Source organism: Mesorhizobium sp. M1A.T.Ca.IN.004.03.1.1, assembly GCF_003997555.1.
In the GTDB taxonomy this organism is placed as follows: Bacteria; Pseudomonadota; Alphaproteobacteria; order Rhizobiales; family Rhizobiaceae; genus Mesorhizobium.
Genome location: NZ_RZTV01000001.1, coordinates 378,800 through 401,175 on the forward strand (window position 1 = coordinate 378,800; position 22,376 = coordinate 401,175).

Below are 22,376 nucleotides of genomic sequence, written 5' to 3' on the forward strand. Positions count from 1 at the left end.
ACGCTTTAGAGCAGAGAATCAGAGAGTTGATTCCCTGGCAAGTACCTATGATTCCGAGAGATTCACTTTCCGCGAAAACGGGCGAGAAAAGTGTGTTGTTGAGTCTTTGCGGTAACGCTTGACGGCGTCGCCGACGACGCAAGTTCAAGCACTACTTGAACATCGCAGCGAGCTAAAGAAGCTGGCCCAGGAACTCCTGCACCGCGTGACCCGGCCGGAAGTTGCCCAGCCGCTTGATCTCCCAATGCAGGCGGATGCCCGAATTTTCCAGCACCCGCGCGCGCACCGTCTCGCCGAGATATTCGAGATCGTAGCCGGTCGCCGTGCCGGTGTTGATCATGAAGTTGCAGTGCATGGGAGACATCTGCGCGCCGCCGATCATCAGCCCGCGGCAGCCGGCCTTGTCGATCTCTCTCCACGCCGACGAGCCTTCCGGGTTCTTGAAGGTCGAACCGCCGGTCTTCTCGCGGATCGGCTGCACCGTCTCGCGATGGTTCTGCACGGCATCCATCGCCGCCTTAATCGCAACCTTGTCTTGCGGGATGCCCTCGAAGATGGCGGAGGTAAAGATCAACCCGCCAGGCGCCGACGAATGGCGGTAGGCATAGCCCATATCCGCATTGCTCAGCGTATGGACATTGCCTGCGCGATCGAGCGCCTGCACCTCGACCATGCGCTCGCGCGTCTCGACGCCATTGGCGCCAGCGTTCATCCTCAGCGCCCCGCCGACAGCGCCCGGAATGCCGTGATAGAAATGGAACCCGCCGATGCCGGCTTCATAAGCCACGGCGGCCAGACGCTTGTCCGGCGTTGCCGCGCCAGCCTTAATGGTGGTCGATCCGGTGACTTCGGCCTCGCCGAAGCCCTTGGCGGAGAGCCTCACCACAAAACCGGGGATGCCGCCGTCGCGCACCAGAAGGTTTGAGCCGACGCCGACGACCGTAATCGGGATTTCCTCCGGCACCGCGCGCAGGAAGGCCGCGAGGTCCTCCTCGTCGGCCGGCTGGAACAGCGCTTCCGCCAGCCCACCGGCACGGAACCAGGTGATCTTGTCCATCTCGGCATTGGGCGTGACGCGGCCGCGCAGGCCGGCAAGCTTGTCGCCGAGCTTGTCGATCAGGTCCTGGCCGCGCATCATGAGGGGCCCCCACCGAGTTCCTTGGGCAGCGCATAGGCCCATTGCGTGATGTTGCCGGCGCCAAGGAAGATGACGAAGTCGCCCGGCTTGGCAAGTTCGCGGACGGCCGGCGCGACCGCCGTCGGGCCTTCGATATAGCGCGCGTCGCGATGGCCGCCGGCACGGATGCGCGACACCAGCGCGTCCGAGGTCACGCCCTCGATCGGTTCCTCGCCGGCCGCGTAAACGGGCGCCACCATGACCGTGTCGGCATCGTTGAAGCAGACGGAAAACTCATTGAACAGGTCGTGCAGCCGGGTGAAGCGGTGCGGTTGCGCGATCGCGATGACGCGGCCCTTTGTGGCCCCGCGCGCGGCCTTGAGCACCGCCGCGATCTCCACCGGGTGGTGGCCGTAATCGTCGAAGACCTCGACGCCGTTCCAGGAACCGGTGTGCGTGAAACGCCGCTTGACGCCGGCGAAGGATGACAGGCCTTTCTTGATGGCTTCGGCGGACAGACCGAGCTCGTGCGCGACCGCGATCGCCGCCGTCGCGTTGGAGACATTATGGCGGCCGGGCATGGGCAGTCGCAGACCTGTGATCGTCGTCGTGCCCCGTCCCTTGCGGTCGCGGATCACCACGTCGAACTCGGATGTAGCTCCGTCCATGCGATGATTGGCGAAGCGCACGTCGGCCTGGGCATTCTCGCCATAGGTGATGACGCGCCGATCCTCGATGCTGCCGACCAGCGCCTGCACCTCCGGATGGTCGGTGCACATCACGCCGAAACCGTAGAACGGAACGTTCTCGACGAACTGGCGGAAGGCCTCGCGCACCTTGTCGAAGCTGCCATAGTGGTCGAGATGCTCGGGGTCGATGTTGGTGACGACGGCGATGTCGGCCGGCAGCTTGAGGAAGGTACCGTCGCTCTCGTCGGCCTCGACCACCATCCACTCGCCGTCACCCATGCGGGCATTGGTACCATACGCGTTGATGATGCCGCCATTGATGACGGTCGGGTCGAGCCCGCCGGCTTCGAGCAGCGTCGCGACCATGGAGGTGGTCGTCGTCTTGCCATGCGTGCCGCCGATGGCGACCGCCTGGCGGAAGCGCATCAGCTCGGCCAGCATCTCGGCGCGGCGCACGACCGGCAGCAGTTTCTCGCGCGCCGCCTTGAGCTCTGGGTTGGATTTCTTGATGGCGGTCGACACCACGACCACCTCGGCCTCGCCGATGTTCTCGGCCTTGTGGCCGACGAAACATTCGATGCCCTTGTCGCGCAGCCGCTGCACATTGGCGCCGTCCGCCTGGTCCGAGCCCTGCACCTTGTAGCCGAGATTGTGCAGCACCTCGGCAATGCCGCTCATGCCGATACCGCCGATGCCGATGAAATGCACGAGGCCGATCGTCTGCGGCATCTTCATGCGCGCGTCCTCCTGTAGTCGGAAACCGTTTTGCCGGACGCAATAGCCTCTGTGAGATCGCCGAGCAACCGCGCCGCGTCGGGTTTTCCGGCCGAGCGGGCAGCCGCGGCCATTGCGGTCAGCCGGCCGGGATCCTCCATCAGCCCGCCGACCAGCGCGGCGATCCGCTCGGCCGAGAGCGTCGATTGCTGATGGACCTCGGCCCCACCGGCGGAGGCAAGTGCCGCGGCATTCGCCGCCTGGTCGTGATCGAGCGCATGCGGGTAAGGCACCAGCAGCGCCGGGCGTCCGATGACCGCGATCTCCGATACGGTCGAGGCACCGGACCGCGACATCACCAGATGTGCGGCCGCCATGCGCGCCGCCATATCGGTGAAGAAGGGCGAGACCTGCGCGTCGACGCCGAGATCGGCATAGGCGGTCTTCACTCGCGCCACGTCTTCCGCGCGCGCTTGCTGGGTGATCGCCAGCCGCTTGCGCTGCGCTTCGGGCAAAAGCGCGATCGCCGCCGGCACAGCATCGGAAAAGAACTGCGCACCCTGGCTGCCGCCGAAGACCAGGAAGCGGAACGGCTCGCTGGCATCCGACGCGACATAAGGCGATTTCGCCGCTTCAAGTATCTGCGGCCTCACAGGATTGCCCGTGGTCACCGTCTTGGCGCCGGCCGCGCTTTCCCCCTCCGGCAGGAAACCGCCGGCAATCGCATCGACCCGGCTCGACAGCGCCTTGTTGGCACGGCCCATGACGGCGTTCTGCTCATGGATCAGCGTCGGCACCTTGCGCCGTGTCGCCGCATAGAGCGGCGGCAATGTCGGATAGCCGCCGAAGCCGACGACGACGTCGGGCTTGATCCTGGCGATGACACGCCCCGCTTGCCGCACGCCTTGCCAGATCGCCCAGAAGGCGGCGAGCACGGCGAAGGGATTCTTCGAGCCCAAAGTCGCCGAGCGGATGGAGTGGATCGCGGCGGCGGGAAAGTGGCCGGAGTAGCGCTCCGCGCGGCGGTCGGTGGCAAGATGCACCTCCCAGCCCCGCTCGATCAGCTCATGCGCAAGCGCCTCGGCTGGGAACAGATGTCCGCCCGTTCCGCCGGCCGCCAGCAGGATGACACCCCTCGACATCCCGCCTCATTCCGCCGGCATGGCGCGCTGCGAGAAGGCGTAGCCAATCTGCTTGCGCTTTTCGGGATGCCTGCGCGTCAGCGCCAGCACCATGCCCATCGAGACGGCAATCGCGATCTGCGAGGAGCCGCCGTAGGAAATGAAGGGCAGCGTCATGCCCTTGGCCGGCATCAACTGTAGGTTCACGCACATGTTGATGGCCGACTGCAGGCCGAAAATGGTGACGAGCCCGCCGACGGCGTAACGGGTGAAGTCGTCATGCTCCTTGAGCGCGATGCTCAATCCGCGCAGCACGATGAAAGCGAAAATCGACATGATGAAGAAGCACATGATCAGCCCGAACTCCTCGCCCGCGACCGAAAACACGAAGTCGGCGTGGCTGTCGGGGATGACCCGCTTCACCGTGCCCTCGCCTGGGCCGACGCCGAACCAGCCGCCATTGATCAGCGCCTCGCGGCCCATGTCGACCTGGAAAGTGTCGCCTTCGCCGGTGAGGAACTTGTCAATGCGGGCGGCCACATGCGGAAACACTGTATAGGCCGCGAACACGCCGCCGACGCCGGCAGCCCCCAGCGTGACGATCCAGAACCACGGCAGGCCGGCCATGAAGAACATCACGCCCCAGGTGCCCAGCACCAGCATGGTCTGGCCGAGATCCGGCTGCGCGATCAGCAGCGAGATCACCAAGGCCAGCAGCAGCATGGCGAACAGATTGCCGGGAATGTCTGGCTGGCGCTTGTGCTCGGCAAACAGCCAGGCGCAAATGATGACAAAGGCCGGCTTCAGGAACTCGGACGGCTGGATCGAGAGCCCGGCGAGCGATACCCAGCGCCGCGCGCCCTTCACCTCGACGCCGATATAGAGAACCGCCACCATCAGCACCAGCATGATGCAGATCATCGCCAGCGACATGCGCCTTATTTGTCGCGCTTCCAGGAAGGAAACCGCGAGCATCACGACGAGCGCCGGGATGGTGAAGATGATCTGTCTTGTGGCGAAGTGGAAGCTGTCGAGACCGATGCGCTCGGCGACCGCCGGGCTTGCGGCGAAGGACAAGACGATGCCGAGCCCCATCAGCGACAGGAATGCCGCCAGGAACCAGCGATCGATCGTCCACCACCAGGTTGCGACCGGACTTTTGTCGAGACGGCTTTGCATCAACGTGGCCCTCCGATGGGTTTCACCCCATCAATAGCAGTCGCGGCTTGCCTGAAGGCTTCGCCGCGAACCTCGAAATTCTTGAACTGGTCGAAACTGGCGCAGGCCGGCGAAAGCAGGACGACGGCCTCGCCGCCGGTGTCGCCCGCGGCGTCATGGGCGGCGTGCTCGACCGCGGCCGCCAACGTTCCGGAAATTTCGTAAGGCACCGCCTCGCCGAGCGTGGCGGCGAAAGCGGGAGCGGCCTCGCCGATCAGATAGGCCTTGGCGATGCGTGGGAAGAAACCGCGCAGCGGCTCTATCCCTCCTTCCTTGGGTAGGCCGCCTGCGATCCAATAGATGCGGTTGAAGCTCGACAGCGCGGGAGCCGCCGCATCGGCATTGGTCGCCTTGGAATCGTTGACGAACAGCACATGATCCTTGCGGCCCACCTGCTCCATGCGGTGCGCCAGCCCCGGGAAGCTTTCCAGCCCCGCCTGGATCTCGCCGAGTTCCAGCCCGACCCTGAGGCAGGCGGCCACGGCGGCGAGCGCGTTCTGCGCATTATGCTGGCCGCGCAGCGAGCCGATGCCTTCCAGGAATGCGATGCGGCTGTAGCGACCGTGCACGGCTTCCATCAGATTCGTGCCGTCAGCGAAATAGCCGTCGGTCAGCGGCAGGCGCTTGGAAATGCGGATCACTTGCCGGCCTGCCCGCTCCAGCCGGTCGGCGATCTGGGCGCACCAGGAATCGTCGACGCCGATGATCGCGGTGTCGCTGCCGGCGACCAGCCTTTCCTTGATCGAGGCGTAATGCGCCATGGTGCCGTGGCGGTCGAGATGGTCGGGCGTCAGATTGAGCAGGATGCCGGCGGTCGGATTGATCGAGGGCGCGAGATCGATCTGGTAGGAAGAGCACTCCACCACATAGTGCCGTTCGGCCTCGGGCGGATCGAGCGTCATGATGGCGCGGCCGATATTGCCGCCCATCTGGGTGTCGCGTCCGGCCGACTTCAAGATATGCGCCGTCAGCGCCGTGGTCGTCGACTTGCCGTTGGTGCCGGTGATCGCGACGAAGGGTGCGGCCGGCGCGCGCTGGATGCGCTCGCGGCAGAACAGCTCGATGTCGCCGATCACCTCGACGCCGGCGCCGCGCGCCAGTTCCACCGTCCAGTGCGGCTTCGGATGCGTGAGCGGCACCCCGGGCGACAGGACGAAGGCCGCAAAGCGCGACCAGTCGGCGCCGCGCAGGTCGCCGGTCGCGATCCCGGCGGCTGCCGCCTTGGCGACGCTGTCCGGATTGTCGTCCCAGGCGAGGATCTCGGCGCCGCCGGCGATCAGCGCATGCGCGGTCGCAATCCCCGATCCGCCGAGCCCGAAGAGCGAAACGCGTTTGCCTGCAAAGGAAGCGGCGGCGATCAAGCGGGCATCCTATCTGAGCTTGAGGGTGGAGAGGCCGACCAGCGCCAGGATGACGGCGATGATCCAGAAGCGGATCACCACCTGGCTCTCGGTCCAGCCGAGCTTTTCGAAATGGTGATGGATCGGTGCCATCAGGAAGACGCGCTTGCCGGTCATCTTGAAGTAGCCGACCTGAATGATGACCGACAGGATCTCCACCACGAACAGGCCGCCGACAATGACCAGCACGATCTCGTGCTTGGTGGCGACAGCGATGGTGCCGATCAGGCCGCCCATGGCAAGCGAGCCGGTGTCGCCCATGAAGATCGCGGCCGGCGGCGCGTTGAACCACAGGAAGCCGAGGCCGGCGCCGATGACGGCGCCCAGCACGACCGCCAGTTCGCCGGTGCCGGGAACGAAATGGATCTGCAGATACTCGGCGAACACCGCGTTGCCGGAAAGATAGGCGATGACGCCGAACGACGCCGCAGCGATCATGATCGGCACGATCGCCAGCCCGTCCAGACCGTCGGTCAGGTTCACCGCATTGCCGGCGCCGACGATCACGAAGCAGGAGAACGGCACGAAGAACCAGCCGAGATTGATCAGGAATTCCTTGGCGAACGGGAAGGTCAGCGACGACGAGAACGGCGCCTGGCCATTGTGCATGATCACCCAGGCCGCGATGCCGGCGACAATGAATTCGATCGCCAGCCGCGCCTTGCCGGAGAAGCCCAGATGCGACTGTTTCGTCACCTTGAGATAGTCGTCGTAGAAACCGATCGAGCCGAAGCCGACGGTGACCAAAAGCACCACCCAGACATAGATGCTGGAGAGGTTTGCCCACAGAAGCGAGGAGCCGATGATGCCGGACAGGATCATCAGCCCGCCCATCGTCGGCGTTCCGGCCTTCTTGAAATGTGTCTGCGGTCCGTCGGCGCGGATCGGCTGCCCCTTGCCCTGGCGAAGCCGCAGCGAATTGATGATGGTCGGTCCGAATATGAAGACGATCAGCGCCGAAGTGATCAGCGCACCGCCGGTGCGAAAGGTGATGTAGCGGAAGACATTAAAGGCCGAGATCTTGTCCGCAAAATCAACGAGTAAAGTGAGCATCGGTCCCCCGGATCCCGACCTCAGGTCGGTTCAATGGTTGCGGCTTCCGCCGGAAATTTGCCGAGCAATGCCTCGACCAGCTTTGAAAAGCCGATGCCTTTCGACGACTTGACCATCACCACGTCGCCCGGCCTGATCGCCGACATGACGACGGGCTTCAGCTCTTCGGCTCCTGGCCGGTACTCGGTTTCGACATCCGAAGGCAAAACCTCGGCCAGTGCCCGCATCTCCGGGCCGCCGAGAAAGACCTTACGCGTTTCTGTGCCGACAATAAGTTCGGCAAGGGCCGCGTGGAGCTTCGCCGAATGGCTGCCGAGTTCCAGCATGTCGCCAAGCACGGCGATGCGCCTGCCCTCGCCCGATACCGGCGTGGCGTTGAGCAGCGCCATGGCTGCCGCCATCGACGCTGGATTGGCATTGTAGCTCTCGTCGATCAGCGTGATCGGACCGTTCGGATGGCGCAAAATGTGGCGCCGGCCGCGCCCGCGCTCGGCCGAAAGATCGGCGAGCGCCGCCGCGACCTTGTCGAGATCGGCGCCGACCAGTTGCGCGGCGCCAAGCACCGCCAGCACATTCTGCACGATGTGGCGGCCGGGCGCCCCCACACGGGCCGTCACGTCCCTCTTGCCGATCTTGACCGCGATATCGGAGTGATCGGCATAAAGGTCGCAGCCAACAAGACGAAAGGCCGAGCGGGCGTTCTCGCCGAAGCCGAAGACATGCTCGACACCTGCATCCTTGGCCACTTTCCCGAGCAGCTTCCAACGCGGATCGTCGCGATTGAGCAGCGCGGCGCCGCCGGCCTCTATGCCCTCGAAAATCTCGGCCTTGGCCATGGCGATCTCGTCGAGATTCTTGAAGAAGCCGAGATGGGCGGCCGCGATCAGCGTGACGATCGCGACATGCGGCCTCACCATCTTGACCAGCGGCCTTATCTCGCCCGGATGATTCATGCCGATCTCGAAGATCGCGTAGTCGCAGTCTGCGGGCATGCGCGCCAAGGTAAGTGGCACGCCCCAGTGATTGTTAAACGACTGCGCCGAGGCGTGCACCTTGCCGACCGCCGACAGCACATGGCGCAGCGCTTCCTTTGTGGTCGTCTTGCCCGCAGAGCCGGTCACCGCGATGATCTTGGCCCGTGAGCGAGCGCGCGCCGCAATGCCGAGCTTTTCCAGCGCCGCAAGCACATCCTGCACGACGATCATCGGCGCCGTCAGCCGGCCAAGGGACGGCAGCTTGCCCTCGGCCACCACCAGCACCGCAGCGCCCGCCTTCACTGCAGCGGTTGCGAAATCGTGGCCGTCCATCGTCTCGCCCTTGATGGCGAAGAAGGCGTTGCCCGGCTCGAGGGTGCGGCTGTCGATCGAAATGCCGGTGATGCCTTCCGGCAGCGAGCCGATCGGCCTGCCGCCCATGGCCTCGACAAGCGCTTGCGACGTCCACAGCAAGCTCATGCGGCGCGCTCCTGGAGCGCCTCGCGCACTTCCTCAAGATCGGAAAAGTGGAAGGTTTCGGTGCCGATCGTCTGGCCTTCCTCATGCCCCTTGCCGGCGACGATCAGCGTATCGCCGGCATGGAGCATGGCGACGGCCTCGTGGATCGCTTTGCGGCGGTCGCCGATCTCGATGGCGCCGGGCGCCGCGGCAAGGATTGCCGCGCGGATGGTTTCGGGGATTTCCGTGCGCGGATTATCGTCGGTGACGATGACGACATCGGCGAGCCGGGTCGCGATCTCGCCCATGATCGGCCGCTTGCCGCGATCGCGGTCGCCGCCACAGCCGAAGACGACAACGACCCGGCCCGTGGTGAACGGACGAACCGAGGTCAGGACATTTTCCAATGCGTCGGGCTTGTGCGCGTAGTCGACATAGACCGGAGCGCCGGCGGCCGTCGTGCCCACAAGGTCGAGGCGGCCCGGCGCACCTTTGAGTTTCTCCAATGCGGCCAAGGCCTTATCAACGGATGTTCCAGTCGAGATGGCGAGGCCGGCCGAAACCAGCGCGTTGGCGATCTGGAAATCACCTGCCAACGGCAGGTCGATCTCGTGAAGCACACCATCGGCCTCCACCTCGGCACGCTGGCGCCGCCGCTCATGCTCGACGCGCTTCAGAGTCAGGAATTCGCCGTGGCGGCCGACTGTCAGCACGTTCAGGCTCGCTGCCCGCGCGGCATGAACCGTCGGCTGCGACCAGGGATCGTCGGCGAAGATCACGGCCGGCGCCCCCTTCGGCAGCAGCGTGTCGAACAGACGCAGCTTGGCGCGATGATAATCCTCGACCGTCGGATGGTAATCCATGTGGTCGCGGCCGAGATTGGTAAAGCCGCCGGCGGCCAGTTTCACGCCGTCGAGCCGACGCTGGTCGAGACCATGGCTGGAAGCTTCCATCGAGGCGTGCGTTACCCCTGCCTCCGCCAGTTCCTTGAGCAACTGGTGCAGCGCGACGGGATCGGGCGTGGTCAGCGAGCCATATTCGTTGCGGCCAGGCGCCACCACGCCCGTCGTGCCGATCGAAGCGGCGGCAAAACCTGCCTGCTCCCAGATCTGGCGGGTGAAGGCGGCAACCGATGTCTTTCCGCTGGTACCGGTGACGGCGACCATCGTCCGAGGCTGCTTGCCAAAGAAGCGCGCCGCGCTCAGCGCCAATGCCAGACGCGGATCATCGACGGCAAGAACCGGGATCGACAGACCGGAGATGGTATTGCCTTTGGCCGCCACGATTGCGGCAGCGCCGCGGCCGGCGGCATCGGCGGCATAGGTCGAGCCATCAGCCTTGCTGCCGGCGAGCGCGAAAAAAACGACGCCCGGTCTTACCTGGCGGGAATCGGAGGAGAGACCGGTAACCTCCAGATCGGGGGAAGCTGTTCCCTCGACAGGCAGGATGCCGGCTAGATTTTTCAGATACATTGAGTCCCGTTCACCGCAACAAAATAGCGCGCAGTTGCCGGCGCGCCCTAAGAATCACTGATAGGAAACCAGCGTTGCACCATTTTCATGGCTGAAATCTGGCTTCACGCCAAGCATCGAAGCCGCACGCCTGATGATGTTGCCTGCCATGATGCCGGCATTCGAGGCGGCGGTGGCGCCCATGCCGGGCTTTTCCGGCTTCGGCTCATCGGCGATGGTCAGCACGATATATTGCGGATCGTCCATCGGAAAGGCGGCGACGAAAGCGTTGAAATTCTTCTCTTTCGAATAACGGCCGTTAACGACCTTTTCCGCCGTGCCCGTCTTGCCGCCGACGCGGTAACCCGGAACCCTGGCGCTCTTGCCCGAGCCTTTCTCGGCGTTGAGTGCGTAGAGATAGCGCATCCCTTCCACGGTTGTGTCCTTGACCACCCTTTTGGCCACCTCCATCGCCTGCTCGGCCGTGCGCGGCAGAAAAGTCGGCTCGATCAGGTAGCCACTCATCAATGCGGCGCAGCCGACGGCAGTCTGCAGGGGCGTTGTCGAGACGCCATGGCCGAAGGCGATGGTGATCGAATTGACCTGCTTCCATACTTTCGGTTCGGTCGGGCGCGCCACTTCCGGCAACTCCGTCTGCATCTTTTCGAGCACGCCCAGCCGATGCAGGAACTCGCGATGCCCTTCGATGCCGACAGCCTCGGCTTCTTTGGCCGAGCCGATGTTGGATGAATAGATGAACACTTCGGGCACCGAAAGCACACGGCCTTTGCTGTGGAAGTCATGGATGGTCTGGCGGCCGATCCTGATCGGGCGCGACGCATCGAAGCGACTCTCCAGCGTCACCTTGCCGGAATCGAGCGCCATGCCGGTGGTGAAGCTCTTGAAGGTCGAGCCCATCTCGTAGAGCCCGGCCGACATACGGTTCAGCCGGTCCTTTTCCTGAGCATTGTAGGGATTGTTGGGGTCAAAATCCGGCACCGAGGCCATGGCCAGGACTTCGCCGGTCTTGATATTGAGGACCACCGCGCCGGCCGCGATCGCGTGAAACCGCTCCATGCCGGTCGCCACCTCGTCGCGCACCACATGCTGGACGCGCAGGTCTATCGACAGCTTCACCGGCTTCAGATCCCTAGCCACCGCCAGTCCTGACGCCTGCAGATCGGTCAGGCCCTGGTCATCGATGTACTTCTCCATACCGGAGATGCCCTGATTGTCGATGTTGGTGAGCCCGACAATGTAGGATGACGTTTCGCCGCTCGGATAGAAGCGGCGCTTTTCGGTGCGGAAACCGAGACCCGGGATGCCGAGCGCCATGATGTCGGCCTGCTGCTTCGGCGTCAGCTGCCGCTGCAGCCAGACGAAGCCGGCGCCGCTCTTCAGCTTGTGATAAGTCTGCTCGTAGTCAATCTCGGGAAGTACGGTCGAGAGCTTCTCGATCGCCTCGTCGGCGTCGACGATACGGCGCGGCTCGGCGAACAGCGACGCCGTCTTGATGTCGGTCGCCAGCACCTCGCCGTTGCGGTCGACGATGTCCGGCCGCGATGCAGTGACGCGGCTCTGCGGACCACCCGAATTGTCCGGATTCTGCAGGCCGAGATAGACCAGTCGGCCGGCAATCGTCGAATAGATGGTGAAGAACACCGCCATCGTCATGACGATGCGGGTCTTGGCCTTGCCGCCGGTTGCCTTGCGGGCGGCGTCGACGACGATCGAGCCGTCCTCAGCTGCCTTGCTTCGGCGCTTCAGCAGGTTGCCGATCCCTGGAAGCCTGCTGATCATTGCACGGTGCTCCCGGTCACCACCGGATCCTTGCCGTCCGACGGCCCTTTGCCCGAATTGTCGGCCATGCCGCCGAGCGGCTGCGACGACAGGTCCTCGATATTGAGCGGCTTCATCGGCACGTCGTCGAGCCCGCCGATTTGGTGGGCGTTGAGCGGCTCGAGCCCGAGCTGCGACTTGTAGATTTCGGCAAGCTTCTGCAGCCGCGCCGGCTGGGTGAGCAGGCTCCAGTCCGCCTTGAGAAGATCGATTGTGTCTTCCTCGTAGCGGATCTGCGCCTGCAGCTTCTGCACCGCCGCCAGCTGGTCCTCGGCCTCGCGCTTGGTCTTGTAGGTCAATGCCGCCGCCGAGACCATTACGGCGATCAGGACTATATCGCTGGTGCGAAACACGTGCTTACCTCTCCCCCGGCCGCTCGACGGCGGGAAGCTTTGGAAGGCCGAAAATCGAAAAGTCGCCGGCGCGCGCAGGCGCGCCGGTGCGGATTGCCGCGCGCAGCCTCGCCGAGCGCGCCCGCGGATTGCCGGCGATCTCGGCCTCTCCCGGCGTCACCCCGCCGCCGGATTTGCGGAAGGTCGCCAGCCGCGCCGGCGCGTCCGGCATATGACGCGATCCGCTGGCCGCATCGGCGCGATCGGCGATGAAGCGCTTGACGATGCGATCCTCCAGCGAATGAAAGGTCACGACGGCGAGCCTGCCGCCCGGCTTCAGCACCCGCTCGGCGGCGAACAGCGCGCTCGCCAACTCGCCGAGCTCGTCATTGACGAAGATGCGCAGCGCCTGGAAGACGCGGGTGGCGGGATGGATCTTGTCCTTCGGCGCGCGGCCGACATGGGTGGCGATGGCGTCGGCAAGATCGAGCGTGCGCTCGAAGGGCCGCTTCTCGCGCCGGGCCTCGATCATGCGGGCGATGCGGCCGGCATGCCGCTCTTCGCCGAGAAAGCCGAAGATGCGGGCAAGGTCGCCCGCCTTGAAGGTGTTCACGACGTCGGCGGCGCTCAGGCCAGCCTGCGCCATGCGCATGTCGAGCGGTCCGTCGGCGCGAAAGGAAAAGCCGCGCCCGGCCTGGTCGAGCTGCATCGACGAGACGCCGATGTCGAGCACGACGCCGTCGGCGCTTTCGACATGCTTGTCCAGGGTCGAGAACGGCTCCTGAACGAGCTTCAGCCTGCCGCCGGCCTGCTGTTCCAGAGCCTGGCCCGCGGCGATCGCATCCGGATCGCGGTCGATGGCCACGACCGAGGCGCCGCGCTCGAGGATGGCGGTGGTGTAGCCGCCGGCGCCGAACGTGCCGTCGACGATCGTCTCGCCCGCCTTGGGGTCAAGCGCCTCCAGCACTTCGGCAAGGAGGACCGGAATGTGACGGACCAGTCCGCCAACGGCGTGAAGATCATCGCCGTGGCCAGTCATCATTCCGGTCGCTCCCCGGGCTTCGTCCCCTGCCGAAGCTGCAAAAGCCTGGCTCGAGCCTGCGCCCCATAGGCGGCAAGTCGGCCCGGCTCCCAGATCTGGAAGAAATTGCCGCGGCCGACAAAGGCCACCTCGTTCGAGATGCCCGTGTGCTCGCGGATGAAATCGGTCATCGTGATGCGGCCGTCCTGGTCGAGTTTCAGGAACGTCCCGTCGCCATGGCAGAAGAAGGACATATCGTCCGCCGTCTGCAGGAAGGGATCTTCCAGCGCGATCCGCTGCTCGTAGCGGTCGAGCAGATCGAGCCCGCCGACGTCCATCGCCGGAAGGTCGAGGCAGCGTAGCGCATAGAGTTCCGCATAGCCACGTTTCTGCACGACCGAACGGAAATGCGCCGGAACGGATACCCGCCCCTTCGCATCGATCCTGTTCACTGCGTTTGACAGAAATCGGTCCACTACGCCTTACAGCCGCTGTCGCCGCCGCACCCCTGCCCATGTTTTTCTCCGCGCCGCCGCCGCGCATCGCCTCGCGACAAATCGCTTCATTCACCAAGGCGAAAACCGGCAAACGCGCAGCCGCTGCGACTGCCCGATTGGCGTACGCTTCACCCTGACGCGGAACGAAAGCTTGATGGGAATGGGATATCATGGGGTAATATGGGCGTCAACGGGAAGAGGCATCACAAACACGCATGCCACAACCTGAAAGCGCAGGCTCGCGGCACGTCTCGTCTTTATCGTCCATTAAGCCTAACGAAGCGTTTAGAAGGCTCTGGCCCAAAAGGACGCGGCTTGCCGCGAAGGTCCGGCACGCCTAGCGTTCGGACGTCAGTTCAGCGAAGGAATGCGCCCAATGTCCGAAACCGCGAAGTCACGCGCCGCGACACTTGCCCATCTGCGCAGCGGCGATTTCGCCAAGGGCGATCCGATCCCTTTGCCGCTGACAATGGCCTCGATCTTTCATTCGCCGGGCGACGCGACGGGCTTCGATCAATACGGCCGCTTCAGCAATCCGACATGGCACGCGGTCGAGCATGCGCTTGGTCATCTCGAAGATGCGCAGTGCATCGCCTTTCCGTCGGGCATGGCGGCGATTTCGGCAACGTTCTTTGCGCTGGTCAAATCTGGCGACCGCATCCTCTTGCCCTCGGACGGCTACCACACGACGCGGGCTCTGGCGGAGCGTTTCCTGAAACCGCTCGGCATCGCCTATGACGTGAGGCCGACATCGAGCATGCTCGACGGCGGCTTCGCCGGCTACCGGCTGGTCTTCGTCGAAACCCCCTCGAACCCAAGGCTGGATATCTGCGACATCGCCGCCGTCGCCAAGACCGCCCACGAACAAGGTGCGCTCCTCATCGTCGACAACACGACGATGACGCCCTTCGGCCAGCGCCCGCTCGACCTTGGCGCCGACATCGTGGTCTCGGCCGATACCAAGGCGATCAACGGTCACTCGGATGTGCTGTTCGGCCATGTCGCCAGCCGTGATCCGGATATTATCGCCAAGGTCAGGGCCTGGCGAGAAACCGCCGGCGGCATTCCCGGGCCGTTCGAGGCCTGGCTCGTGCATCGCGGCCTTGAAACACTTGAGGTGCGGTACGATCGCATGTGCTCCTCGGCGGAAACGATCGCCCGCCGGCTCAAGGGGCATCGCGCCGTGAGCGGCTTGCGCTTTCCAGGCCTTGAGGGCGACCCCTCGCACAATCTGGCGCGTGCCCAGATGGAGCGCTTCGGCTTTCTCATCTCGTTCGAACTGGCTTCGGAAGAGAAGGCCGAGGATTTCATCAACAACTGCGCGCTGATTGAATCGGCGACCTCGTTTGGTGGCGTCCATACATCGGCCGAGCGGCGATCGAAGCGCGGCGATGCCGTGCCGCCCGGCTTCCTGCGGCTGGCCGTCGGCTGCGAGCCGGTGGAAGAGCTCTGGCAGGCGATCGAGGCGTCTTTGGACGGCTTGGCGGCTGAGCGGCTCGGAGCGCTGTAGAGGAAAATGCCAGCTGGCCTGTAAGCCGGGTTCTGTATGGCCCCCACGCCTTGCGGCGCGGGAACGTGGCGGCCATTCATCTTGGGCGCATGTCGCCATGCGCCTCACGCAACCTACCCGGGCGGTGGGCCGGAAACAGCCCTCGAAGGTTTCCCTTCGCACCGCCCCTATTCGGTCTTGCTCCCGGTGGGGTTTGCCGTGCCGCTTCTGTTGCCAGTCGCGCGGTGGGCTCTTACCCCACCCTTTCACCCTTGCCGCGGCAAATGCCGCGGCGGTTTGCTTTCTGTGGCACTTTCCCTGGGGTCTCCCCCGCCGGCCGTTAGCCGGCACCGTGTCTCCATGGAGCCCGGACTTTCCTCACCCGCAGCCTTTCGGCTCTTGCGGGCGCGGCCGCCCGGCCAGCTGACAAGGGCGTATAAAGGGATTCGCGCCTGAAAACGCAACAAAAAAGGCAACTGTCCCGCTTAGACAGGCGAACCGAGCGCTGCCATCTGCACCTTCACCTTGCTGCAATAGGCGGCCGAAATCGGATTCATCCGCGTCGCCCCATGGCCGGCATTGTATTTGAGGATGGTACCGCAGGTGGTGCCGCCACCTAGCCCCTGCGCCATGGCGAGGTACTTCATGCCGTATTTGATGTTGGTGTCGGGATCGAACAGTCCCTTGACCGAACCGGTATAGCCCATCATCCGGGCCGTCGCCGGCTTGATCTGCATCAGGCCGATCTCGCCGGCGCCGCCGACCATGTTGGGCCGGAAGTTGCTCTCGATCGTGATGACGGCCTTGGCCAGCGACACCGGCACGCCGTAGCTTGCCGCATAGCGGGCGATGATCGCCGAATATTGGCCGTCGCCAGTTGCCGAAGAAGACAAGGCGGGCTTTTCAGGACGGATGGAAGCTGTCGCGGTCAGGTCGATGGTTTGCCTGCTGCGCTTTGCGTAGCGTTTGACTCTTGATTTCGCGGACCGCGCTGCGGCGGCTTTCTGCACCTTCGCCGGGGCAGCTCTCTTGGTCGTCGAAGTCTTGGCGCTTGGCGCAGCCTTGGGCTTTGAGGCGGTCGCAGCAAACCCATTGTCCGCCGCCCGGAGGCTCAGGGGGGCGCTGTTCGCTGGGCTGAAGGCAAAAGTCATCACTCCGGCAGCAACGGCTGCCGCTACAACGGTCAATCTTTGCATGTATTCCTGTTCTGTTAGAACCGCGCGAAGAATTTCACGCGGCGAGGCCAATCCAACACCGGAGCATCTTGAAGGGATAGATGCCCGACAACTTGCGGGAGATGCGTTTGGAGACCGAATTGGCGCCAATAAAGGCGAGGCAATTCACTTTGTATGACAAATTGTAATTTAGTCAGCTTGACCGGCTATTTGGAAGAGGCTGCCTTTACCGCAGCCAGCAGCCTTTGGAGCGTGCTGATCGTCGAACCGTCCGCCACGCCGTCGACGAGCCGCCGTCGAAAATGCCGCTGAAACGCCGCCACCACGATTTCCGTCTGGCGGTCGAAGACACCCGATATCTCGGCGCTGTAGCCGTAAAGCGCCAGCATCGACTGCAGGGCTTCCACGTCAGCACCTGCGTCGCCCGCCCTCAGCGCCGCGCCCATCTTGATCGGGGCCGCGGGAACGAGATGACCGACGCCGGCCGCAAAGAGCGCCTTCCAGGGAAACTTCTCGCCCGGGTCGACCTTGCGTCCCGGCGCCACATCGGAATGCCCAAGCACCCTTTGCGGTGGAATGGAATGCCGGTCAGCGATCCCCACGCACAAATCGATCACGGCCTTGATCTGCCGCTTCGGGAAGGTTTTGTAGCCCAGCGAATGCCCGGGGTTGACGATCTCGATGCCGACAGAGCAGGAGTTGATGTCGGTGCACCCGAACCATGAACTCTTGCCGGCATGCCAGGCGCGGTCGCTTTCGCGCACCATTTGCACGATGCGGCCGTCCTCATGGACAAGATAATGCGAGGATACCTCGCTTGCCGGATCGCACAGCCAGGCCTCGGCGCCGGGCCCCGTCGGCATGCCGGTATAGTGCAGCACGATCATGTCGGGCCTGAGTGTCTCGCGTCGCGGACCGAAATTCGGCGATAACCTGACCTCGGCACCCGGCTGGTCGGGCAAGAAACCGCTCATACGTGCCTGAGGCCCCGTTCGATCATCTCATAGGCGGCATTGATCGCAGCGACCCTTGTCGTGGCGATCTTGATGAATTCCTGCGGCAGGCCGCGCGCGATCAGCCGGTCGGGATGGTTGTCGGAGATCAGCTTGCGATAACGCTTCCTGACCTCCTCGAATGGCTTCCCGCGTTCGACGCCGAGAACCACATAGGGATCGGCGGCGCCCAGATTGACGTGGCGCGCCAGGATCGCCTGGTAATGCGCCTCATCGATCTGAAAAATCTCGGCGATGCGATGCAGGAATTGCCCTTCCCTCTCGTGAACCAGGCCATCCGCCTTGGCGATGTGGAACAGCCCGTCGAGTATGTCTTCCAGCATCTTGCAATTCGCATGACCGGAACCGCAAAGCTGCGACATGCGCTGGGCGTAGATTTCAAATCCGGCAACATCGCGCTTGGCGAGGTCATAGAGGCGCGCCACATTGCGCGTTTCGCTCGGCGGCACCTCAAAGATTTCCTGGAAGGCCCTCACCTCGTCCTGGGTGACGATGCCGTCGGCCTTCGCCATCTTGGCCGAAAGCGCGATCATCGCCACCGAGAAGGCCACGCGCCGGCGTAGATCCGGGTCGCCCGAGTACATGGTCCGCACGGCCTCGACGACATCGCCGACGCCCGAGGACGCCGACGACGAAACACGAGCGATGAAGTCGCCGAGGCGGTCCCAAATCGACATGCGGCTTCTTAGTGCGAACCGGGCACCGCTATCAAGCCGGGACGATGCCGCAGGTCGATCGACTTTGAGGACAGTCCCGCCAAAAAGGAAGGCCGGCACAGGGGCCGGCCTTCCTGATTCAGTGGATGAACTTCTACTGCGCGGGCGCAGCAGGTGGTGTTGCCGGAGCCGGTTCAGCAGGCTTCGAAGGGTCAGGGGTGGCCGGCTTCATTGGCTGTTCGTTGGCCGGCGGGTTGGTGCTCTGCGTGGTGGTGTTGTCGGTGCTGCTGTCGCTGCAAGCCGCGACCCCCAGCAGGGCGAGCGCCGAAACAGACGCCAGAATAAGCTTCTTCATGGTATCTCTCCTTCAGCAAACGCTCACGTTTCGGTGAACGTCGCAGAAGAAATGCAGAAATCAGACCTGGGTTTCGTAACGTTGCGTTTCCATGTGTAACACCAAGCGCATGGTTGCCGGGGCCAAAACGGCGAACTAACAGAACGGGTTGTCGCAGATAACGGATAAGCAGCATGCAGGACGCCGCAGCCAACAAATGGGATTTCTGGATCGACCGGGGCGGGACCTTCACCGACATCATCGGCCGCGATCCGCAAGGCCGACTGCATCCCCGGAAGCTTTTGTCGGAGAACCCTGAGGCCTATGCCGATGCCGCTATCCAGGGCATCCGCGAACTGCTTGGACTGAAAACCGGCGCCGCCATCCCCGCGGAGCGCATCGGCGACATAAAAATGGGCACCACTGTCGCTACCAACGCGCTGCTGGAGCGCAAGGGTGACCGCGTGCTGTTGCTCATCACCAGGGGTTTTCGCGACGCGCTGCGCATCGCCTATCAGGCGCGGCCGGATATTTTCGCCAAGGAGATCATCCTGCCCGAACAGCTCTATGAGCGGGTGGTAGAGATCGACGAGCGCGTGCGCGTGGACGGGTCCGTCGAGCGCCTGCTCGACATCGCCGCCTGCCGCCCGGCCATCGAGCAGGCCAAGGCCGACGGCATCGACGCGGTCGCCATCGTCTTGATGCACGCCTGGAAATATCCCGACCATGAAAAGGCAGTCGCGAAAGTCTGCCGCAAGATCGGCTTCAGCCAGATATCGGTCAGCCACGAGGTCTCGCCGCTCATCAAGCTGGTCGGTCGTGGCGACACCACGGTGGTCGACGCCTATCTGTCGCCGATCCTGTCACGCTACGTCGAAAGGGTGGCGGGAGAATTGGGCGCCGGCCCGCGGCTGATGTTCATGATGTCATCGGGCGGGTTGACCGCCGCCGACATGTTCCAAGGCAAGGATGCGCTGCTTTCCGGCCCGGCCGGTGGCGTCGTCGGCATGGTCGAGACGGCGAAGCTCGCCGGCTTCGACAAGGTCGTCGGCTTCGACATGGGCGGCACCTCGACCGACGTCGCCCATTATGACGGCGAATACGAGCGCGCCTTCGACACTGAAGTCGCCGGCGTTCGCATCCGCGCGCCGATGATGCGTATTCATACCGTCGCGGCCGGCGGTGGCTCGATCCTGCACTACGAGGCCGGTCGCTTCCGCGTCGGCCCGGACTCCGCCGGCGCCAATCCCGGCCCGGCCGCTTACCGACGCGGCGGCCCGCTCGCCGTCACCGACGCCAATGTCATGCTCGGCAAGCTGCAGCCCGATGTCTTCCCGGCGATCTTCGGCCCCGGTCAAGACCAGCCGCTCGACGTCGCCGCCGTGCGCGAAAAATTCGCGGCTTTAGCCGCCGAGATCGGCGATGGACGCTCGCCCGAAGCGGTGGCCGAGGGTTTCGTCACCATCGCCGTCGAGAACATGGCCAACGCCATCAAGAAGATTTCGGTGCAGCGCGGTTACGATGTCACTGAATATCTCTTGAACTGTTTCGGTGGCGCCGGCGGCCAGCATGCCTGCCTCGTCGCCGATGCGCTCGGCATGGAAGCGGTGCTTATCCACCCCTTCTCCGGCTTGCTTTCGGCTTACGGCATCGGGCTGTCGACGGTTTTCGCCTCGCGCCAGCAGGCGTTGCTGAAGCCGCTCGCCGAAGAGTCCCGCTCCTCGATCGAGGACCTGATTGCGACCTTGCACCAGGGCGTCATCGCCGAGCTTGCAGTGCAAGGCATTGCGCAAGACGCCATCGCCTCAAAGCCGGTCCTGCAGATCCGTTATGACGGCACCGACACAACTTTGCCGGTCAACTTCGAGCACGGCTCGATTTTTCGCGCCAGGAGCGATTTCGAGGCCGCCCATCAAGCGCAATTCGGCTTCGTCTACGAAGACAAGCCGATGATCGTCGAGGCAGTCGGCGTCGAAGGCAGCGATGTCGGGACCGCCAGCCGCGACGAAAGTGAATCAGGGCTCGAAGACCAGGTGGGAAGCCCCTGGCAGTCCCGGCAATTCTTCGCCGACGGCGCCTGGCGCGATGCCGGCATCTTCCGTCGCGAGGATTTGAAGCCTGGTCACAAGGTGGCCGGCCCCGCGCTCGTGATCGAGCCGAACCAGACCATCGTCGTCGAGCCGGGCTGGCAGGCCGAGATCACGGCCAGGAACCACGTGCTGCTGCGGCGTATAGAGAAAAAGGCGCGGCAGGCGGCGCTCGGCACCGAAGCCGATCCGGTGATGCTCGAGGTCTTCAACAACCTTTTCATGTCGATCGCCGAGCAGATGGGCGTCACGCTGCAGAACACCGCCTATTCCGTCAACATCAAGGAGCGGCTCGATTTTTCCTGCGCCGTGTTCGACCGCCATGGCGCGCTGGTCGCCAACGCGCCGCACATGCCGGTGCATCTGGGGTCCATGGACCGCTCGGTCGAAACCGTCATCCGCCTGAATTCGGGTGATATCCATCCCGGCGACGTTTTTGCTCTCAACGCGCCCTACAATGGCGGCACGCATCTGCCCGACATCACCGTGGTGACGCCGGTGTTCGACGACGCGCGCACGGAAATCCTGTTCTGGGCGGCCTCGCGCGGCCACCATGCCGATGTCGGCGGCACCGCGCCGGGCTCGATGACGCCTTTGGCCACAACCGTCGACGAGGAAGGCGTGCTGTTCGACAATTTCCGCATCGTCGATCGCGGCCGCTTCCGCGAGGAGGAGCTCGAGGCGCTCCTCACCGACCATCCCTATCCTGCCCGCAATCCCGCCCAGAACATCGCCGACCTCAAGGCGCAGATCGCCGCCAACGAAAAGGGCGTGGCGGAGTTGCGCAAGATGGTCGCGCATTTTGGCCTCGCTGTCGTCGAGGCCTATATGGGCCATGTTCAGGACAATGCCGCCGAGAGCGTGCGCCGCGTGCTGGAAAGGCTGCCCGACAGTTCCGACTACGAGTATGCCACCGACACCGGCCAGGTGATCAAAGTGAAGATCACCGTCGATCGGCAAAGGCGCGACGCGACGGTCGATTTCGCCGGCACCTCGAAGGTCATGCAGAACAATTTCAATGCGCCGGAGCCGGTGGCGCGAGCCGCTGTGCTCTATGTCTTCCGCGTCATGGTCGAGGACATGATCCCGATGAACGCCGGATGTCTCAGGCCGATCAACATCGTCATCCCCGACGGTTGCATGCTCAAACCCTCCTACCCTGCCGCCGTCGTCGCCGGCAATGTCGAGACCTCGCAGCATGTCACCAACGCGCTGTTCGGCGCCATGGGCGCGATGGCCAACGCGCAAGGCACAATGAACAATCTCACCTTCGGCAACCGGCAATACCAATATTATGAGACGATCTGCTCCGGCTCGCCGGCCGGCCAAATGAATTCGGGCCGCGGCTTTGCCGGCACCTCCGGCGTCCACACGCATATGACCAATTCGCGACTTACCGATCCCGAAGTGCTGGAACTGCGCTTCCCGGTCGTGCTGGAAGACTTCCACATCCGCGACGGTTCCGGCGGCAAGGGCAAATGGAACGCCGGCAACGGCACCAAACGCACGATCCGCTTCCTCGAAAAAATGGAATGCGCCATCCTCTCCTCACACCGCAACCGCCCGCCGCAGGGTCTGAACGGCGGCGGCGACGGCGAGGCCGGCTCGACCAAGGTCAGACGCAACGACGGCTCGATCGAGGTGCTGAAGGCCTGCGACCAGACCACGCTCGACGCCGGCGAGGCCGTCATCGTCGTCACGCCGACGCCCGGCGGATTCGGCAAGGCCTAAGACTCA

19 protein-coding genes and 1 other RNA gene are annotated in these 22,376 nt (G+C 64.1%); 3 read left to right on the forward strand and 17 right to left on the reverse strand.

Annotation, left to right across the window (positions count from 1 at the left end):
• Positions 1-172 precede the first annotated feature (172 nt).
• From murB to mraZ, 12 genes are read right to left on the reverse strand one after another with little or no spacing between them, the layout of a single operon-like run.
• The gene (murB, locus tag EOD29_RS01830; protein ID WP_127217036.1) at positions 173-1,138 is read right to left on the reverse strand and encodes a UDP-N-acetylmuramate dehydrogenase; all 966 of its coding nucleotides are present in this window, start codon (positions 1,136-1,138) and stop codon (positions 173-175) included.
• The gene (murC, locus tag EOD29_RS01835) at positions 1,135-2,541 is read right to left on the reverse strand and encodes a UDP-N-acetylmuramate--L-alanine ligase (RefSeq protein ID WP_067329048.1); all 1,407 of its coding nucleotides are present in this window, start codon (positions 2,539-2,541) and stop codon (positions 1,135-1,137) included. Before murC ends, murB begins: the two co-directional genes overlap by 4 nt.
• Positions 2,538-3,662, reverse strand: a complete 1,125-nt coding sequence (gene murG, locus EOD29_RS01840; protein ID WP_127240108.1) for an undecaprenyldiphospho-muramoylpentapeptide beta-N-acetylglucosaminyltransferase — start codon at positions 3,660-3,662, stop codon at positions 2,538-2,540. The genes murC and murG overlap by 4 nt, the downstream gene beginning before the upstream one ends.
• 6 nt (positions 3,663-3,668) lie before the next feature.
• On the reverse strand, positions 3,669-4,820 hold the full coding sequence (gene ftsW / locus EOD29_RS01845) for a putative lipid II flippase FtsW (protein ID WP_127245800.1): 1,152 nt from the start codon (positions 4,818-4,820) through the stop codon (positions 3,669-3,671).
• Positions 4,820-6,220: a UDP-N-acetylmuramoyl-L-alanine--D-glutamate ligase gene (murD, locus tag EOD29_RS01850; RefSeq protein ID WP_095783819.1), complete on the reverse strand. Its 1,401-nt coding sequence runs from the start codon at positions 6,218-6,220 to the stop codon at positions 4,820-4,822. Before murD ends, ftsW begins: the two co-directional genes overlap by 1 nt.
• 9 nt (positions 6,221-6,229) lie before the next feature.
• On the reverse strand, positions 6,230-7,312 hold the full coding sequence (gene mraY, locus EOD29_RS01855; protein WP_127245801.1) for a phospho-N-acetylmuramoyl-pentapeptide-transferase: 1,083 nt from the start codon (positions 7,310-7,312) through the stop codon (positions 6,230-6,232).
• A 20-nt stretch (positions 7,313-7,332) separates the two neighbouring features.
• Positions 7,333-8,766, reverse strand: coding sequence for a UDP-N-acetylmuramoylalanyl-D-glutamyl-2,6-diaminopimelate--D-alanyl-D-alanine ligase (locus EOD29_RS01860; RefSeq protein WP_127245802.1), 1,434 nt, complete (start codon positions 8,764-8,766; stop codon positions 7,333-7,335).
• Complete coding sequence (locus tag EOD29_RS01865; protein WP_127245803.1) at positions 8,763-10,217, reverse strand: UDP-N-acetylmuramoyl-L-alanyl-D-glutamate--2,6-diaminopimelate ligase; 1,455 nt, start codon at positions 10,215-10,217, stop codon at positions 8,763-8,765. The genes EOD29_RS01860 and EOD29_RS01865 overlap by 4 nt, the downstream gene beginning before the upstream one ends.
• A gap of 54 nt (positions 10,218-10,271) precedes the next feature.
• Complete coding sequence (locus EOD29_RS01870) at positions 10,272-11,996, reverse strand: penicillin-binding protein 2 (protein ID WP_066990727.1); 1,725 nt, start codon at positions 11,994-11,996, stop codon at positions 10,272-10,274.
• Positions 11,993-12,388: a hypothetical protein gene (locus EOD29_RS01875; protein ID WP_066990723.1), complete on the reverse strand. Its 396-nt coding sequence runs from the start codon at positions 12,386-12,388 to the stop codon at positions 11,993-11,995. Before EOD29_RS01875 ends, EOD29_RS01870 begins: the two co-directional genes overlap by 4 nt.
• A gap of 4 nt (positions 12,389-12,392) precedes the next feature.
• Positions 12,393-13,409: a 16S rRNA (cytosine(1402)-N(4))-methyltransferase RsmH gene (gene rsmH / locus EOD29_RS01880; RefSeq protein WP_067329034.1), complete on the reverse strand. Its 1,017-nt coding sequence runs from the start codon at positions 13,407-13,409 to the stop codon at positions 12,393-12,395.
• Positions 13,406-13,864 carry a division/cell wall cluster transcriptional repressor MraZ gene (gene mraZ, locus EOD29_RS01885; protein ID WP_095783823.1) on the reverse strand — a complete coding sequence of 153 codons (459 nt, stop codon included), beginning with the start codon at positions 13,862-13,864 and terminating at the stop codon, positions 13,406-13,408. The genes rsmH and mraZ overlap by 4 nt, the downstream gene beginning before the upstream one ends.
• Before the next feature lie 397 nt (positions 13,865-14,261).
• On the opposite strand from mraZ, the gene EOD29_RS01890 reads away from it, so the two are divergent.
• Complete coding sequence (locus EOD29_RS01890) at positions 14,262-15,395, forward strand: cystathionine gamma-lyase (RefSeq protein ID WP_127245804.1); 1,134 nt, start codon at positions 14,262-14,264, stop codon at positions 15,393-15,395.
• A gap of 5 nt (positions 15,396-15,400) precedes the next feature.
• Here EOD29_RS01890 and rnpB read toward each other — a convergent pair.
• Positions 15,401-15,801, reverse strand: an RNA gene (gene rnpB / locus EOD29_RS01895) — RNase P RNA component class A.
• Between the two features lie 58 nt (positions 15,802-15,859).
• Positions 15,860-16,489 (reverse strand): transglycosylase SLT domain-containing protein, encoded by a 630-nt coding sequence (locus tag EOD29_RS01900; protein WP_245322407.1) that lies wholly within the window; start codon positions 16,487-16,489, stop codon positions 15,860-15,862.
• Between EOD29_RS01900 and EOD29_RS36960 the strand changes: the two genes are divergently transcribed.
• Entirely contained in the window at positions 16,404-16,727 is a 324-nt protein-coding gene (locus EOD29_RS36960) for a hypothetical protein (RefSeq protein WP_245433283.1), read from the forward strand. The genes EOD29_RS01900 and EOD29_RS36960 overlap by 86 nt on opposite strands.
• Positions 16,728-16,755: 28 nt before the next feature.
• On the opposite strand, the gene EOD29_RS01905 is transcribed toward EOD29_RS36960, so the two are convergent.
• The 3 genes from EOD29_RS01905 to EOD29_RS01915 form a co-directional block, all read right to left on the reverse strand.
• A complete protein-coding gene (locus tag EOD29_RS01905; protein ID WP_127245805.1) occupies positions 16,756-17,523 on the reverse strand; it encodes an N-acetylmuramoyl-L-alanine amidase in 768 nt (255 codons plus the stop codon).
• Positions 17,520-18,239 (reverse strand): DnaJ family molecular chaperone, encoded by a 720-nt coding sequence (locus EOD29_RS01910; RefSeq protein ID WP_067329023.1) that lies wholly within the window; start codon positions 18,237-18,239, stop codon positions 17,520-17,522. The genes EOD29_RS01905 and EOD29_RS01910 overlap by 4 nt, the downstream gene beginning before the upstream one ends.
• Before the next feature lie 133 nt (positions 18,240-18,372).
• Positions 18,373-18,573, reverse strand: coding sequence for a hypothetical protein (locus EOD29_RS01915; protein WP_082954075.1), 201 nt, complete (start codon positions 18,571-18,573; stop codon positions 18,373-18,375).
• Positions 18,574-18,746: 173 nt separating this feature from the next.
• On the opposite strand from EOD29_RS01915, the gene EOD29_RS01920 reads away from it, so the two are divergent.
• Positions 18,747-22,370, forward strand: coding sequence for a hydantoinase B/oxoprolinase family protein (locus EOD29_RS01920; protein ID WP_127245806.1), 3,624 nt, complete (start codon positions 18,747-18,749; stop codon positions 22,368-22,370).
• Positions 22,371-22,376 lie beyond the last annotated feature (6 nt).

Excerpts from the sequence above, each read along its gene's own strand:
- murB (WP_127217036.1), bottom strand. The coding sequence starts at position 1,138 with ATGATGCGCGGCCAGGACCTGATCGACAAGCTCGGCGACAAGCTTGCC.
- rsmH (WP_067329034.1), bottom strand. The coding sequence starts at position 13,409 with ATGATGACTGGCCACGGCGATGATCTTCACGCCGTTGGCGGACTGGTC.
- mraY (WP_127245801.1), bottom strand. The coding sequence starts at position 7,312 with ATGCTCACTTTACTCGTTGATTTTGCGGACAAGATCTCGGCCTTTAAT.
- murG (WP_127240108.1), bottom strand. The coding sequence starts at position 3,662 with ATGTCGAGGGGTGTCATCCTGCTGGCGGCCGGCGGAACGGGCGGACAT.
- EOD29_RS01915 (WP_082954075.1), bottom strand. The coding sequence starts at position 18,573 with ATGAAGAAGCTTATTCTGGCGTCTGTTTCGGCGCTCGCCCTGCTGGGG.
- EOD29_RS01870 (WP_066990727.1), bottom strand. The coding sequence starts at position 11,996 with ATGATCAGCAGGCTTCCAGGGATCGGCAACCTGCTGAAGCGCCGAAGC.
- ftsW (WP_127245800.1), bottom strand. The coding sequence starts at position 4,820 with ATGCAAAGCCGTCTCGACAAAAGTCCGGTCGCAACCTGGTGGTGGACG.
- murC (WP_067329048.1), bottom strand. The coding sequence starts at position 2,541 with ATGAAGATGCCGCAGACGATCGGCCTCGTGCATTTCATCGGCATCGGC.
- EOD29_RS01905 (WP_127245805.1), bottom strand. The coding sequence starts at position 17,523 with ATGAGCGGTTTCTTGCCCGACCAGCCGGGTGCCGAGGTCAGGTTATCG.
- EOD29_RS01910 (WP_067329023.1), bottom strand. The coding sequence starts at position 18,239 with ATGTCGATTTGGGACCGCCTCGGCGACTTCATCGCTCGTGTTTCGTCG.
- EOD29_RS01860 (WP_127245802.1), bottom strand. The coding sequence starts at position 8,766 with ATGAGCTTGCTGTGGACGTCGCAAGCGCTTGTCGAGGCCATGGGCGGC.
- EOD29_RS01920 (WP_127245806.1), top strand. The coding sequence starts at position 18,747 with ATGCAGGACGCCGCAGCCAACAAATGGGATTTCTGGATCGACCGGGGC.
- EOD29_RS01865 (WP_127245803.1), bottom strand. The coding sequence starts at position 10,217 with ATGTATCTGAAAAATCTAGCCGGCATCCTGCCTGTCGAGGGAACAGCT.
- EOD29_RS01890 (WP_127245804.1), top strand. The coding sequence starts at position 14,262 with ATGTCCGAAACCGCGAAGTCACGCGCCGCGACACTTGCCCATCTGCGC.